This is a genomic window from Paenibacillus sp. sgz302191 (genome assembly GCF_057749925.1).
Genome location: NZ_JBYLHY010000014.1, coordinates 38718 through 52022 on the forward strand (window position 1 = coordinate 38718; position 13305 = coordinate 52022).

The window sequence follows — 13305 nt, forward strand, 5'->3', positions numbered from 1 at the left end:
ATAATAATTGAAAAAACTCAAGCGGCAATACACTTGAGTTTATCATAATAGGTAAATGTGGCTCTAAATCACTGCGTTCTCACAAGCGACACACAGCACTCCACATGTGTCGAGACGGTGAAAGGGATATATTGAGCTTTCAATCTATTTTGTTGAACTCTCTATGTTTTCCCGCAATTCATATAAATTCTTGGAATTATCCTAGGAAATGATTCCTAGGAGTTTTCTCCAACATTCGGGTCGGACTACAAAATATTTATTAAAGACTTCTTATTTATCATTAATATTCCATTCCTTTGAATCTGATTTGATTCAATACTTGGTTGCAACTTATCTTTAAAATTACTATACATATGATTCTCTACAATGCTTATGGGGCGTATCGAGGGAAGTTCACCACTTTGCATTTCCTTTGTACTTATTGAACCATAATCTAATTCTAAGCAAGATTGTATATGCATAACTGGACTTCTCGCCCAAATAAAAGAGCATAAATCTTTCATAGGCTCCAACTGCTCTTCCCTAAACTTTGATGAGCAATCTTCATTGTCTAACATGTCATATTCAGGAATAATTATTGAAAGTTTAATTTCCTCATAGCCGTATGTCCAATATGACCTAATTTCACTAAAACGGTCATCATACATTAATATTTGTTTATAGTTATTACTAACATGGTCTTCGTATCCTAAAATAAATTTCTCACCAAGTAATTTTTGATTCCATTCAGTAATCTCAATTAAACTATTATCCTGACTATTCCAGTACCCAGACAGATAAGGAAATTTTGTAAATAATATCGAATAGATATCCTTGACGAAACTGTCGTTAAATGATTTGAATGGAAATACTGCCTCAATTGAGAAATACGCTGGCATTAAAATCTCCTTTCCAATGAAGGACTAGTAACAAGCTGTTTACAATAATAGCATTATTTCATCGATTTTGTTTATGTAAGCTATTTCAGATATTATTCCATGCATAATCTTTGTTTCGATATCTCCATCATTTTCACAACTTTCCACAAACAATTTTTCGTATTCTTCTTTTGCTTCAGCTTCTGTCTCAAATAAGTAGACTCTACTATCAAAAATTCGCTGAACTCCTACAAACCAGATAATAAACCACCGCAGCTTTCCAAATGAAATATTTGATTTATTGTCTAACATGTCACATACTTCGTTTAACTCTTCTAAAAATGCATGGTTAACCAATTAGCTGGAATATAGTTTTAAAAGTTGTTGTATTTGTAAGCTATTCTTATTATCTACAGCTACAAAATAGGGTAGTTGCCATTTTTGGGTCGCAATTGCTTCCTTGCTAGTGGGAGTTTCCCAACTAGGGTAAACTCTAATTGCCATTTTTCCTTTTACAGTAGCCGTTTTAAGGATTTTTCGTTTTACAATTACTTCTTTTGGAAAAACGAATTGTCCAAAATTATTATTCGCAAAGGAATTAATAACCAACAAATCAGTAGCAGTTTCGTATGAAAATGCTTGGTTTTTATTATCTAAATCTTTTTCCCAAAAAGCAACAAACTGTCCTATCTTGGTAGGTGTTATTTTTGCAACTCTAAATCTAACCGATTTAGAATTTAGCTGAAATACCCCAGCTCCATAATCTGAATTTTGGGTTTCTTCTCGAATGGAATTTATCGTTATGCCATTAGGTGCGTAAAAAGTTTCATTTACATATGTTAATGCCTTATAAAAGTCATTCATAGTCGTACTCCTCATTTTGATTCTAGCTCAAAATACTTATCAATTACATGATTTTTATCTTCAAATGATTTCCGATTATTTCTGTTGAAATTGTTGTTTTATTAATAGAACCTACTATTTATAATTTCTGAGTCTAAAGAGTATTCATTAATATTCTTAATTTTTGCATTAAAATCCTTTTCAAACTGGAGCTTTATTCTTCTTCTAGCTGACTGAATTTCACTTTCGTTCGATAAATACATATAGTATGAGCCATCAGATTTTTCATATGAAATTTGATTTAAACTTGATTTATCTATTTTAGTACCGCGTGCTACATATGACTGCGAGCTCTCTTCTGCGTCACTAAGTATTGTCAAAGATTCAGAGTATTCATATCCTCTAAAACTACCACTAACGACATAAAGTTTCATTCTTTTAATCTTTCCTTAAATCAGTTGAAATTATCTTTTCATACCATTTCGATATGTAAATACATCACATCACATGAAGGACGAATTTTATCAACTTCGGTCAACTTCAGTCGATATTAAATCTCATTTTGAATTCCTAACGTCATCATCAACAATAGCAGATATAACAAGAAAAAAAGTACACTATGAGAAGAACGCCAATTACAATAATCATATTAGATGTGGCCTTTGTCATATCTTTGAATTTATAGTGAATCAAGATTCTCATCACACAATAAAAAACGATTAAAATACCGATTAAAGGAAACCATATATTTAACCACTCCAATATATTTCCCCCTCATCTAAACCGATTATTTAAATCATTTTTCGTTGTCTTTTTGAAGTTCATTCTTAACCACACATGCTGCTATATATTAATGGACACAAAAATCTCCGATTTTCCATTCAAAACAAATCACATAAAACTTCTCTTTTATTGAACTGTAGTGTTCGTTTGTTTAATCTGATCCATCATTCATATGAATTGGGCAATTCATACTTGGTTTATTTTTTAATACTCACCATTGTATTCTACGTAGCTCGTTTGTTTGATGCGTGCAACGTGATTTGGTATATATCTATTCTTTGCATGTGGCGACAAACCTTCTATGAAATTAATTGCCGCTTCTACCATCTCATCAGTGAAGAAAACACTTTCATCTAAAAAACCGCTCAGTAATGCTGCTTCGCCCTTAATTTTTAAACAAAGATACCCATAACCTGGATCAACAATAACAAGATTAATAATTTCATCTTCATTTTGTTCTTTTGATTTATCATAAAATCTTACTACAATATCTTCATTTTTATTAAATATCTCAGCATCACATGAAAAACTTTTAAATATGAACTTCATTAGACCGTCTCCCCTATTCATTGTATCTATATATGGCTCTAATTAAGTCAGAGGTCTTGTCTTAGTTGTTTATTAAGCTCTCGTATCCGTCATTTAAAGAACAGGCAGTGATTCAATATGTGCTTTGACTTCAAAAATAAATCCCTCAAGGTTTTCGCAGTCAAACCAACCGCTCTTTTTATTTATCTCATATAAGACCTGATAACCATGATGATTAATCAATAATTCCCAACCTTCTCTTGAAATCATAGCCTCTAATATCTGGCAGTAATCAAATAACTCTTCAACTATAGCTCTATTCAATAAATCGGTATATTGATATTCGGTTCCAAATGGCTCAGGATAGATTCGATATGCTAACCATTTCTTTTCCATTTTTACACCTCTTAGTGTTTCAAACCATTATTTATTCTCTCAAAATGGCATTCAATAATTTACAAATATTTCCTTTCACAATCCTGCCCGTTAATAAATTCCATGTTTTATCCCTAAACCCAATACATTGACCATGAAATGCTAACTCCAATAACCGCAAAACTAATACTATAGACAACTAAGAATAGTAGTCTTCCTTCGGAAGGTGAAGCATTTTCCTTAGTATCTTTAGTATGTATTCTTATTAGATAATACATATTGAACAAAAGGCAAATCGATAATGCTCCTAATGCAATCTTTGAAAGATAACTATATATTACAGAAACAAAAATAGTGCTAATTGCATAATCAAATTCCTTTTGGTTTGAACCAATAAATATTTCCCCAACCACCTCTAAAACAAACGAATATACCACAAATACAATCGCCCTAACTATTACCTGATTGAAAATGTTCTTAATTACTAATGAAATTCCTACGCCTGTATTCCCTCGTACTAATTTCAATATCAATACAATTAGTCCATAAAGCATTGTTTCAAGTAAAGAAAACAATATTATCCAAAATAGACCTATCAGACTTATTACTATTGTCCATCCTTCCATCATCATTTTCATCCTTCAAAATTAATGAAATTGCTCTTTTGTTTGAATGGCCTGATAAATTTGCTTTATTTTTCTTCCTTCCATTCTTTAAATCCATTCGCGAGAAGTATTTTTTCTATATCTTCTAAATCTTTAGTTGATGGTTTTATCATTGATATTACTTTGTAAATATCGTTCAGAATAATCCCAGGACTTTTGGGAGTAAAGTTGGAAAATAAATCAGCCAAATTTCTATCCGACATATGATCATATAGAAAAGCTAATAAAAAGACATATTGTTTCTCATCAACCCCATTCGGAAATGAATTTGAAATCATTGTAAGACAACTTTGCAGGTGCGCAGGTATTTCTTTATTTGACATTTAAATTTCCCTTTCAATAAAGTCGTGCTTTTAATTACATTTTTCAAGCATAATTCTTAATTTTGCAATTCCTTTTGAAAGATCATCACGATTTTTTCCATTCTTAATCCAATCGGGAAGGCTGCTTGCTAGACTCTGATTCTTATTAGGGATTCTTTCTCGTAAAGTAGAACTGATATATTCATCCAAAAAATCTAAGTGTGCTTTGTTATAAGCCCAAAGTAAATTACCACAACAATTAGTCCTTAACCATAGTTTCAACCCCATAGAAGTTCCTTTTCCCCATGTACCGACTAAAGGACTAGTCAAAACGCCACAGCGCTTGCAAAGCATTATATAACCAAATGTCCCATCATTTCTTCTAATCCCGCTAGCACATTTCATGCAATGGGGACACTCCATGAGAATGTTATGTTTGAATAAAAAGTCATAAATTCTTTCCCCAGTATCTCTAAATCTTGAATTGGTCATAAAAGAAATTCCTTTGCATAAAATCATTTTTTCGTTTGGAATCACCATTACTCATGAATTATAAACGTAACCACATAAAACGACACTCACACAAGTAGTAAAATTATACCATATGTCTGAAGAATGAATGAGGAATTGTTTATTAAAATGAACTTGCCATCCCTTCCCATCAGAGTTAACATACACACACTCGAAGAAGGGAAGGGGGAGGCACTTTGGAGGATTGGCCGGGATGGATTGTTAAAGGTTTGCGTTAGAGGTTTGATGACGTGTCGCTCATTGTAGAGCAGCAGGAGCACATAGCTCCATTAATCGAAAAGTCATCAAAATTGCTTTCGGATTTGAAAAGCCAAGTAGATAAATCTGCTGTAGTGATAGTGCTGGAATGGCAGGAGGCTGTTCAATATCAGCAATCGGCTGAAAAGGAATGGCTTACCACGCACTCCACATTCCCCGCTTGCCGCCGTGGCCGCAAAAAAAACAACTGCAACCTCTCACAGTCTTAACAGACGTTTCGTATATTCATGTCGATCCGGAGCAAATAGGCCGTCCCTGCCGCACTCATCGATCACCCGTCCGTTTTGCATGACCATAATCCGGCTGGACATGAAATGAACGGCGGCCAAATCGTGCGAGATGAACAAACAGGAAAAGCCGAGCTGTTCCTGCAGCCCCTTTAACAGCTTGAGAATCTGCGCTTGAGCGAGCGTATCCAGGCTAGATGTCGGCTCATCGAGAATAATGAAAGAGGGCTCGATGCTGATTGCTCTGGCGATGGAAACCCGCTGCTTCTGGCCGCCGCTCAGCTCATGAGGATACCGGTGCAGCGCATCGGCCGGAAGCCCCACCAGTTCCAGCAGCAATTTTGCCGCTTGGCTGCGGTTGTTTCTTGAATCCCCAAGAAACGCGGGCATTTTGTCCTTGAATACATCCAGCGGCTCCATAAGCGAATCCAGCACGGTCAGCCGCGGGTTTAAAGCGGAGGAAGGATTTTGAAACACGGCTTGAACACGGCCGCCGATAGCTTTATGCCCGCCGCCGCTCCGCTTGTCAAGCCGCATATGCTGAAACCATATTTCCCCGGCATCCGGTTTTTCCATCAGCAATAAACACCGGGCTAACGTAGTTTTGCCGCTGCCGCTTTCCCCCACAAGCCCCAAGCACTCGCCGGGTCTGACCGTAAGCGACACTCCCTGCAGCGCCCTAACTCCTTTGGGATACGTTTTGGTAATGTCGCGCACGGCAAGAAGATCGCCGGTGTCCGCAACAGCAACAGCGCCGCTTTCCCGCTCCACAGCCGAACAGGCCGTTTGCTGCAAGACGGGTGCAGCGGCAAAAAGCTGTTTCGTGTATGGATGCGAAGGTTCCTGCAGCACAGCCGCGGCATCGCCCGACTCCACCATGCAGCCGCTTTTCACCACGACTATTTTATCCGCATAACGCCTAACATGCCTCAGATCATGGGTAATGAACAGAATGGAGCAGCCTGTCCTCTCTTTTAATCCGGCCATCAAGCCGAGTATTTCCTCTCCGGTGACTCTATCCAGCGCAGTGGTCGGTTCATCGGCTATAAGCAGTTTGGGCTGAAGCATCATCGCCGCCGAAATAGATACCCGCTGCAGTTGGCCGCCGCTTAATTGGAACGGATAGCTGTCGTATACTTGCTTTGCAGGCAAATGAACTTCGTCCAGGATGCGTAAAATTTGTTCCCTGCGCTCCTTGCGCCCCAGCGAAAAGTGTGTTTGCAGCGTTTCATCCAGCTGTTTGCCTAATGGGATAAAAGGGCTGAACATGCCCGTATAGTCCTGAAAAATATAAGCGATTTCCTTCCCGTGCAGCCGGCTTGCCTGCTTCTCCGAAAGCTCCGCCAAAGCTTGTCCGCCGATCCAAATGCTGCCGGATTCCACCGTGACGGCGTCCGGAAGCAGGCCCCCCGCGCATAAACCGGTCAACGTTTTACCGCTGCCGCTTTCACCGATCAAAGCAACCCATTCCCCTGCTCCGACAGACAGGTCCAGATCGCGGACAATTGGCCGCCGCCCCGCGCGCAAATTCAAGCCGCTTATCTTCAAAACCGTCATGCGCCTTCATTCCCCTCTGCGTTTGATATCGAACCTGCCGCGAATCCAGTCACCGCCTGCATTGGAGAGCAGAACAAACAGCATGATAGCCAGCCCCGGCACGAGCATCAAGTGCGGAGCGTTATGAAAATACGCGCGTCCTTCGTTCAGCATCGCCCCCCATTCCGGTGCAGGCGGCTGAACGCCGAGCCCGATATAGGAAAGCGATGCGATCATGAGAATGATTTTGCCGATGTCGAGCGATGCAATGACAATGACATGGATGACCGCATGAGGAAGCAAATGCTTCATTGCAATGCGAAACGGGCTCAAGCCGTTCAATCGGGCGGCGGCGACATAATCCTTATGCTTTTCGGAAATAACGCTGTTCCGAACGATTCGGGCGTAGGCAATCCATTTGACTGCGGCGATGGCGAACATAAGCTTCAGAATACCCGGACCCAGCAGTCCGCTTAAGACAATGGCGATCATATAATCGGGAAACGCTAGAAACGAATCGGACACGCGCATAAATAAACGGTCCGTCAGGCCGCCCGCATACCCGGACACCAATCCGGCAGGAATGCCGACGGCAAGCGCCGCAGCGAGAACGATCAGGCTTGTGCCGACCGTATTCCGCCCTCCGACGAGCAGTCGCGAGAATACGTCCCTGCCAAGACCGTCCGTTCCGAGCCAATGCTCCGAACTCGGCGGCAGCAGCCGTGCGGGAAGATTGACCGAGTACGGATCGTGCGGAATGAAGAAATACGAGCAGAACAGAACCGCTGCAGCCGCGAATAAAGCGGCAAAGCCGAGCTTGCCCGCCCGCGTAGGGGGATGTTCGCCTAATTTTCTCATCGTCTCTCCCCTTTCAAGCGAATTTCCGGGTTCAGACAATGGTTGGCCAAATCGACGAGGATGTGCATGAACGTCACGACCACGCCCATACAGACCATATATCCCTGTATAACCGGGTAATCTCTGCTCCGGATCGCATCCACGATGAATTTGCCCATGCCCGGATAAGCGAACAGCGTTTCAATGACAACCGTACCGCCAAGCAAGCTGCTCACACTCACCCCGAACATCGTGACAACGGGCGCAAGGGCGTGCCGAAAAGCGTGATAAAGCAAAATTTTGCCCTTGGCAATTCCTCTGGCCCGCGCTCCCCGGATAAAGTCTTGGCCCAGACTTTCGATAAGGCTCGAACGAATGAGCCGAACGTAGACCGCCGCCATGGTCAAACCCAGCGTCAGCGAAGGCAAAACCAGATGTGCCGCGCTCCCGGCTCCCATGGAAGGAAGCAGCTTGGCCCGCACCGACAGCCCCTCTATAAAAAGAAGCCCTAGCCAAAAGCTAGGGATGGAGGTGCCGATCACGGCGATAAAACGGCTTGCGCGATCTATAAACCGGCCGGGATATAAGGCCGACAAAGTTCCGAGCGGCAATGCAATGATCAACAGGATGGCCAAAGAGGTGCAGGTCAACAGCAATGTTGCGGGCATTTTGCTCAGCAGCTCTTCACTTACAGGCCGGTTCGTCATATACGAGACGCCCAAATCCAATCGGACAAAATGGGAGAGCCAGCTGCCGTATTGAACAAGAACAGAACGGTCCAAGCCCATCATCTCTTTTTGCCGTTCAATTTCCACAGCCGTCAGTGCTACGTCGTCCGATCTGAGCATTTCCCTGACCGCATCTCCGGGCGCCAGCTTGATAAAGGCGAAGCTGATTAACGAGAGCAGAAAAATAAACAGGACAAGTTCTATGCTTCTTTTCCATACAACTTTCATTTCGTTTCCACATCCAGCTGATTCGTCAGCATGTAGTACTCGCTTTTGCTCGTCACCCAATTGCTCACCTTATCGTTATAAACAACGATCGTATTCGGATGAACGAGGTAAGAATAGTACGTTTCCTTATCGATTCTCGCCAGCGCCTGTCTGATCAGCTCGTTGCGCTTCGCGGCATCTACCGTTTGATCCAGCTCTTCGATCGTGGCGTTCAGCTCTTTATCGTTGATTTTACCGAAGTTCAGCGAGCCTCCGGGCTTAAAAGCTACATTTAAAAAGTAACTGGCATCGCCGCGCGGGGCAATCAATGGGCTATACGTGCCCAAATCCCAGTTGTTGCCGGTCAGCAAATAGTTCTCGTATTTATCGACCTGATCGATAGTTATCGTGATGCCAAGCTCTTTGGCTTGCGATTGGAGCACTTGGGCAAGCAGCGGAAATTCCGCCCGGGAGGCGTAGGTTACAAGCTTCAAGGTCAAAGGCTTGCCGTCCTTGCCGCTGACTTTGCCTTGTTCGACCTGATAACCGGCATCCTTGAACCATTTTCTGGCTGCATCCAGGCCCGTATTCTTCGACTCATACGAAGGGACGAACGGGAATTGCGGCAAAAAAGGCCCCTGCGCAACGGTCGCTTGCCCGCCCATAATGACGTTCTTCAACTCCTCCCGATTAACTAGCGCATCGAACGCCTTCCGGACGCTGCTGTTTTGAAAATCAGTGCGGTTCGTATTGAAAATAAGCTCATGCGTTCGCAAGCTTTCGACGGAATCCATATGGAGCGCCGGGTTCTGCTTCATCTTGTCCATGCTTTCTGCCGGCGGACGATATACAATATCGGCATCCCCGGTCATCAACGCAGACAATCGGGCGTTCGCGTCTTCATTAAAATTAAAACTGGCGCGGTCGAGCTTGGCCGCCCCATCCCAGTATCCGTCGTATCGCTCCAATTGGAGCGAGCTTCCGGCAACGAACGAAGCCACTTGAAAAGGCCCCGTACCTATAGGCTTTTTATCCGGCTCTTGCGCGGATACGTCAACAATCGCCGTGTTGGGATGAACGAGCTCGGACGGAAATTGCGGAAACGGCTTTTCGGTAATGACTTGCAAAGTTTGCCCTTTGGCTTCCATGGATTGGATTTTCAAAACTTGTTTGACTCCGGGATTAAGCTCCATCGCCCGTTGAATCGATTTTTTGACTGCTTCGGCATCCAATTTGCTGCCGTTTTGGAACGTAACGCCGTCCCTGATCGCGAATGTCCAATGCTGCCCGTCAGGACTGCTCCACTCTTTGGCCAGCCAAGGCTGAATGTTCAAGTCTTCGCCCAGCTTGACGAGCGTTTCGGCGACTCCTGCCCGCAGCGGCGTGTAATCGAGGTGCGGATCGATGGTCTGGCTTGAAAAGTTGAAGAGGAATGTCAACTGCTTCACTTGCGAACCGGTTTGTTTGCCTGCGGAGTTTGAAGTGTCCGAACAGGCGGCAATTAGGATCAACATGCATAAAAATAGTGAAAATTTGAGTACTCTGCCTGTGTACAATATTAAAATAACCCCCATAAATATCCGGATGTGAACATTTTCTCCAGACTTCATGTTACCTCACGGTCCTTCGAACGGACATGACTCTATCGGGCTATTCCCGCGTACAAATTGTTACAAAAAATGAACAGTTGCGCCTCATGCTCAAAGTCCCGTCTGTGCCGGATGAAAAATTTCATTTCGGATCGGCATTATTGAACGGTAATTGTTCCATAATACATATACATGCCGCAGTTGAATTTGTACGTTCCCGGCTTTAAATCCTCCAGGGTTACGAAATTGTTTCCCTTGTTTAAATAAATGTCGAAGTCCAGGTCCTTGGACTGAACGCTTTTTATGCAGGTGAAGCCCGTTTCCTTTTTAAAATTGATCTTCGCCGGAACTCCGGCTTTGAGCTCAATATGATTCGTATCGAAACCGTCGTCGGTTACATCGATAGAAGCGACCTGATATCCTTGCGCTTCCAGCGAAGCTATGTCCTGCGGCGAGCTATTCGAAGACGCGTTACCGGGAAGTTCGACAAATATGACGACAACCGCTGCAACGATGCAAAGTGCGATCGCCGCCAGTGTGACAGGTTTTTTCATTCGGGTTCAATCCTTTCGAAGTTTATGTTCAAGCCTTGATGAAATCTTGCTAACACAAGCATAGGAAATCAGATTGAAATATGTAATGGCTCAGTCGAGCTATTTGAGTTCAATATTATGTCCAAACTTTAAAACTTTGTACTCAAGCCTGCCGGGGAGTACGGTTCCTTGAAGCCTTAATGAATTGGCAACGACGGATACCGAACTAAGAGCCATAGCAGTCCCCGCAAGCCACGGTGCCATCCAGCCCATAAACGCCAAAGGAATCGCCAGGACGTTATACAGCAAAGCAAAGGCGAGGTTTTGACGAATGGTGCGCATCGTTTTGCGGCTGATCATGATCGCATCCGCAACGCCTCCCAGATCGCTATGCAGCAAATTTACGTCCGCCGCTTCCTTCGCAACCTCCGTTCCCGTCCCGACGGCAATACCGATATCCGCCACCGCTAATGCCGGAGCATCATTGATGCCATCGCCTACCATCGCCACCCTTTTCCCTTTCCGCTGGAGCGTTTTTACCAATTGCACCTTGTCCTGCGGCAGCATTTCCGCATATATGGCAGTGATGCCTGCTTGAGCAGCAATCACATTGGCTGTCCTGCGCTGATCGCCCGTGACCATCACAACCTCTGTGCGCAGCTTCTTCAACCGCCGTATCGCCTGAGGCGAGGAAGGCTTCATCGTATCCTGCAGAGCAATGAGTCCCGCATGTGTGCCGTCGACGGCTGCGTGCAAAACCGTTTTGCCCTCCCTCTCCAGGCGATCGCATATTTCCGCATATCTCGCTAATGAAATCCCGTGCTCGTTCATGAAGGCTTTGGAACCGACAAGAATGTCGCGCTGCTCCGCTTTGGCCATAACGCCAAAACCCGCAACGGATTGAAATGCTTCCGGCTCCTTCACGTTCAGACTTCTTCGGACAGATTCCCGCACGACCGCTTTGGCAAAAGGGTGTTCCGAACGTTTCTCGGCAGCCGCGATCAACCGAAGAAGACGATGCTCCTGACCGCTATCCGTAATGAAATCCGTAACCCTGGGAGATCCGTAAGTGACGGTCCCCGTTTTATCGAGCAATACGATATTTATTTGCTGGAGCAGTTCGACGTACTTGCCCTCCTTAAACAATACCCCGGCCTGAATGGCTCGGCCCGTACCGGCTACGATGGCCGTCGGCGTCGCAAGCCCGAGCGAGCAAGGACAAGCGATGACGAGCACCGCTATCGCTTTAAACAAGCTGCTCCCGAACTCGCCGGGTGTAAGCCACAACGCCCAAATACAAAACGTGAACAGCGCAAGGGCCAGCACCGCGGGGACAAAAACCGATGCGATACGGTCCGCATAGCGCTGAATGTCCGCTTTTGAAGCTTGGGCGTCCTCCATCAAGCGGATCAATTTGGCCAATGCCGTTTCGGTTCCGACAGCCGTCGCCTTCATAGTTATCGCGCCGTCAAGATTGCGCGAACCGCCGACTAAACGGTCCTGCCGCCGTTTCTCCGCCGGCACGGACTCCCCTGTGATAAAAGATTCGTCCACCGCAGTTCGTCCTTCCAGCACTTCCCCGTCGACGGGAATCGTTTCTCCGGGAAAAATTATCAGCGTTTCTCCGGCTTCTATGCTGTCCAAAGAGACGGCCTCCTTGTTCCCGCTGCGGATTACGGTCGCTGTCTCCGGCTGCAGCCGGCGCAGCTCGCGAATCGCTTTCAAACTCTTTTTTTTGGCGGAGTTCTCCAGCCATTTGCCTAGAAGCACCGCCGTAATAATCATCGCGCTCGTCTCGAAATACACCACATGAGGGCTCGACTCTCCAAAACGTATCATACGCATCGTCATGTAATGACTGTATAAATATGCGCTGGTCGTACTGAGAACCACTAGCACATCCATATTTGCGCTTTTGCTTTTCAAAGCTTTAAAGGCATTGAAATAAAAGGGAGCGCCGATAACAAATTGGACGGGCGTAACCAAAGCCCACTGAAACCACGGTTGGAGGAACAGTTCGGGGATCCAAATTCCGGAAGTAAACGTATAATGGCGGACCATGGCCCACAGAAGCGGAAGCGTCAGCAGAACGGACACAATGAGCCTTATTCCGAGACCGGATAAGTCTTCCTCGCGTTTACTCCTCTCCTCAAGCTTTTTGGCTGTATAACCCAACTGCCCGATTCGCTCGAGAATTCGGGCGTTCAGCGCCGCATCGGATTCAACGACCACTGCGGCTCGTCCCAGCGGCAAGTTGACCGCTATCTCCCGCACGCCCTCTATTTTGCCCACTGCCTTCTCGATGCGCGCCGAACAGGCTGCACAGGTCATTCCTTGAATCTCCAAATGAATCTTCTGCAGAGTCGAATCCAGATTCATTCTTGTCCCCTCCATGCCGGACTTTTTGCTTGCGGCCGAAGTTTGTCCGATATACTCCGTCGAAGGATATGTATGCGAAATGACGGATTTTATGCAGTTGTGCAGACATCTGGGAGTCTGATCGATG

At 44.8% G+C, this 13305-nt stretch carries 16 protein-coding genes; 1 reads left to right on the forward strand and 15 read right to left on the reverse strand.

The window, feature by feature from the left end; all coding sequences use genetic code 11:
- Positions 1 to 245: 245 nt before the first annotated feature.
- From AC3G2T_RS20525 to AC3G2T_RS20565, 9 genes are all read right to left on the reverse strand, one after another.
- Positions 246 to 878 (reverse strand): hypothetical protein, encoded by a 633-nt coding sequence (locus AC3G2T_RS20525; RefSeq protein ID WP_474684705.1) that lies wholly within the window; start codon positions 876 to 878, stop codon positions 246 to 248.
- Between the two features lie 39 nt (positions 879 to 917).
- Positions 918 to 1169, reverse strand: coding sequence for a hypothetical protein (locus AC3G2T_RS20530; protein ID WP_474684704.1), 252 nt, complete (start codon positions 1167 to 1169; stop codon positions 918 to 920).
- A gap of 45 nt (positions 1170 to 1214) precedes the next feature.
- Positions 1215 to 1721, reverse strand: a complete 507-nt coding sequence (locus AC3G2T_RS20535; protein ID WP_474684703.1) for a MepB family protein — start codon at positions 1719 to 1721, stop codon at positions 1215 to 1217.
- Positions 1722 to 1822: 101 nt separating this feature from the next.
- The gene (locus AC3G2T_RS20540) at positions 1823 to 2134 is read right to left on the reverse strand and encodes a hypothetical protein (protein ID WP_474684702.1); all 312 of its coding nucleotides are present in this window, start codon (positions 2132 to 2134) and stop codon (positions 1823 to 1825) included.
- Positions 2135 to 2687: 553 nt separating this feature from the next.
- Complete coding sequence (locus AC3G2T_RS20545; protein ID WP_488436694.1) at positions 2688 to 3032, reverse strand: hypothetical protein; 345 nt, start codon at positions 3030 to 3032, stop codon at positions 2688 to 2690.
- A 93-nt stretch (positions 3033 to 3125) separates the two neighbouring features.
- Positions 3126 to 3407, reverse strand: coding sequence for a hypothetical protein (locus AC3G2T_RS20550; protein WP_488436695.1), 282 nt, complete (start codon positions 3405 to 3407; stop codon positions 3126 to 3128).
- A 113-nt stretch (positions 3408 to 3520) separates the two neighbouring features.
- On the reverse strand, positions 3521 to 4018 hold the full coding sequence (locus AC3G2T_RS20555; RefSeq protein ID WP_488436696.1) for a hypothetical protein: 498 nt from the start codon (positions 4016 to 4018) through the stop codon (positions 3521 to 3523).
- 59 nt (positions 4019 to 4077) lie between these two features.
- A complete protein-coding gene (locus AC3G2T_RS20560) occupies positions 4078 to 4374 on the reverse strand; it encodes a hypothetical protein (RefSeq protein WP_488436697.1) in 297 nt (98 codons plus the stop codon).
- Between the two features lie 30 nt (positions 4375 to 4404).
- Complete coding sequence (locus AC3G2T_RS20565) at positions 4405 to 4845, reverse strand: hypothetical protein (RefSeq protein WP_488436698.1); 441 nt, start codon at positions 4843 to 4845, stop codon at positions 4405 to 4407.
- A gap of 269 nt (positions 4846 to 5114) precedes the next feature.
- On the opposite strand from AC3G2T_RS20565, the gene AC3G2T_RS20570 reads away from it, so the two are divergent.
- Positions 5115 to 5351 (forward strand): hypothetical protein, encoded by a 237-nt coding sequence (locus tag AC3G2T_RS20570; RefSeq protein WP_488436699.1) that lies wholly within the window; start codon positions 5115 to 5117, stop codon positions 5349 to 5351.
- Here AC3G2T_RS20570 and nikE read toward each other — a convergent pair.
- The 6 genes from nikE to AC3G2T_RS20600 all read right to left on the reverse strand — a co-directional run bounded on the left by nikE (position 5340) and on the right by AC3G2T_RS20600 (position 13178).
- Positions 5340 to 6926: a nickel ABC transporter ATP-binding protein NikE gene (nikE, locus tag AC3G2T_RS20575; protein WP_488436700.1), complete on the reverse strand. Its 1587-nt coding sequence runs from the start codon at positions 6924 to 6926 to the stop codon at positions 5340 to 5342. The genes AC3G2T_RS20570 and nikE overlap by 12 nt on opposite strands.
- A gap of 6 nt (positions 6927 to 6932) precedes the next feature.
- Positions 6933 to 7763: a nickel transporter permease gene (gene nikC, locus AC3G2T_RS20580; protein WP_488436701.1), complete on the reverse strand. Its 831-nt coding sequence runs from the start codon at positions 7761 to 7763 to the stop codon at positions 6933 to 6935.
- Positions 7760 to 8698 (reverse strand): nickel ABC transporter permease, encoded by a 939-nt coding sequence (gene nikB, locus AC3G2T_RS20585; protein ID WP_488436702.1) that lies wholly within the window; start codon positions 8696 to 8698, stop codon positions 7760 to 7762. Before nikB ends, nikC begins: the two co-directional genes overlap by 4 nt.
- Positions 8695 to 10251, reverse strand: a complete 1557-nt coding sequence (nikA, locus tag AC3G2T_RS20590; protein ID WP_488436800.1) for a nickel ABC transporter substrate-binding protein — start codon at positions 10249 to 10251, stop codon at positions 8695 to 8697. Before nikA ends, nikB begins: the two co-directional genes overlap by 4 nt.
- A 173-nt stretch (positions 10252 to 10424) precedes the next feature.
- On the reverse strand, positions 10425 to 10820 hold the full coding sequence (locus AC3G2T_RS20595) for a cupredoxin domain-containing protein (protein ID WP_488436703.1): 396 nt from the start codon (positions 10818 to 10820) through the stop codon (positions 10425 to 10427).
- 99 nt (positions 10821 to 10919) lie between these two features.
- Positions 10920 to 13178 (reverse strand): heavy metal translocating P-type ATPase, encoded by a 2259-nt coding sequence (locus AC3G2T_RS20600; RefSeq protein ID WP_488436704.1) that lies wholly within the window; start codon positions 13176 to 13178, stop codon positions 10920 to 10922.
- Between the last annotated feature and the right edge of the window lie 127 nt (positions 13179 to 13305).

Bases quoted from the DNA above. Each gene is read 5' to 3' on its own strand.
- nikB (WP_488436702.1), bottom strand. From the start codon at position 8,698: ATGAAAGTTGTATGGAAAAGAAGCATAGAACTTGTCCTGTTTATTTTT.
- AC3G2T_RS20560 (WP_488436697.1), bottom strand. From the start codon at position 4,374: ATGTCAAATAAAGAAATACCTGCGCACCTGCAAAGTTGTCTTACAATG.
- nikA (WP_488436800.1), bottom strand. From the start codon at position 10,251: ATGGGGGTTATTTTAATATTGTACACAGGCAGAGTACTCAAATTTTCA.
- AC3G2T_RS20525 (WP_474684705.1), bottom strand. From the start codon at position 878: ATGCCAGCGTATTTCTCAATTGAGGCAGTATTTCCATTCAAATCATTT.
- AC3G2T_RS20595 (WP_488436703.1), bottom strand. From the start codon at position 10,820: ATGAAAAAACCTGTCACACTGGCGGCGATCGCACTTTGCATCGTTGCA.
- AC3G2T_RS20565 (WP_488436698.1), bottom strand. From the start codon at position 4,845: ATGACCAATTCAAGATTTAGAGATACTGGGGAAAGAATTTATGACTTT.
- AC3G2T_RS20555 (WP_488436696.1), bottom strand. From the start codon at position 4,018: ATGATGATGGAAGGATGGACAATAGTAATAAGTCTGATAGGTCTATTT.
- nikE (WP_488436700.1), bottom strand. From the start codon at position 6,926: ATGACGGTTTTGAAGATAAGCGGCTTGAATTTGCGCGCGGGGCGGCGG.
- AC3G2T_RS20535 (WP_474684703.1), bottom strand. From the start codon at position 1,721: ATGAATGACTTTTATAAGGCATTAACATATGTAAATGAAACTTTTTAC.
- AC3G2T_RS20530 (WP_474684704.1), bottom strand. From the start codon at position 1,169: ATGTTAGACAATAAATCAAATATTTCATTTGGAAAGCTGCGGTGGTTT.
- nikC (WP_488436701.1), bottom strand. From the start codon at position 7,763: ATGAGAAAATTAGGCGAACATCCCCCTACGCGGGCGGGCAAGCTCGGC.
- AC3G2T_RS20540 (WP_474684702.1), bottom strand. From the start codon at position 2,134: ATGAAACTTTATGTCGTTAGTGGTAGTTTTAGAGGATATGAATACTCT.
- AC3G2T_RS20550 (WP_488436695.1), bottom strand. From the start codon at position 3,407: ATGGAAAAGAAATGGTTAGCATATCGAATCTATCCTGAGCCATTTGGA.
- AC3G2T_RS20545 (WP_488436694.1), bottom strand. From the start codon at position 3,032: ATGAAGTTCATATTTAAAAGTTTTTCATGTGATGCTGAGATATTTAAT.
- AC3G2T_RS20600 (WP_488436704.1), bottom strand. From the start codon at position 13,178: ATGAATCTGGATTCGACTCTGCAGAAGATTCATTTGGAGATTCAAGGA.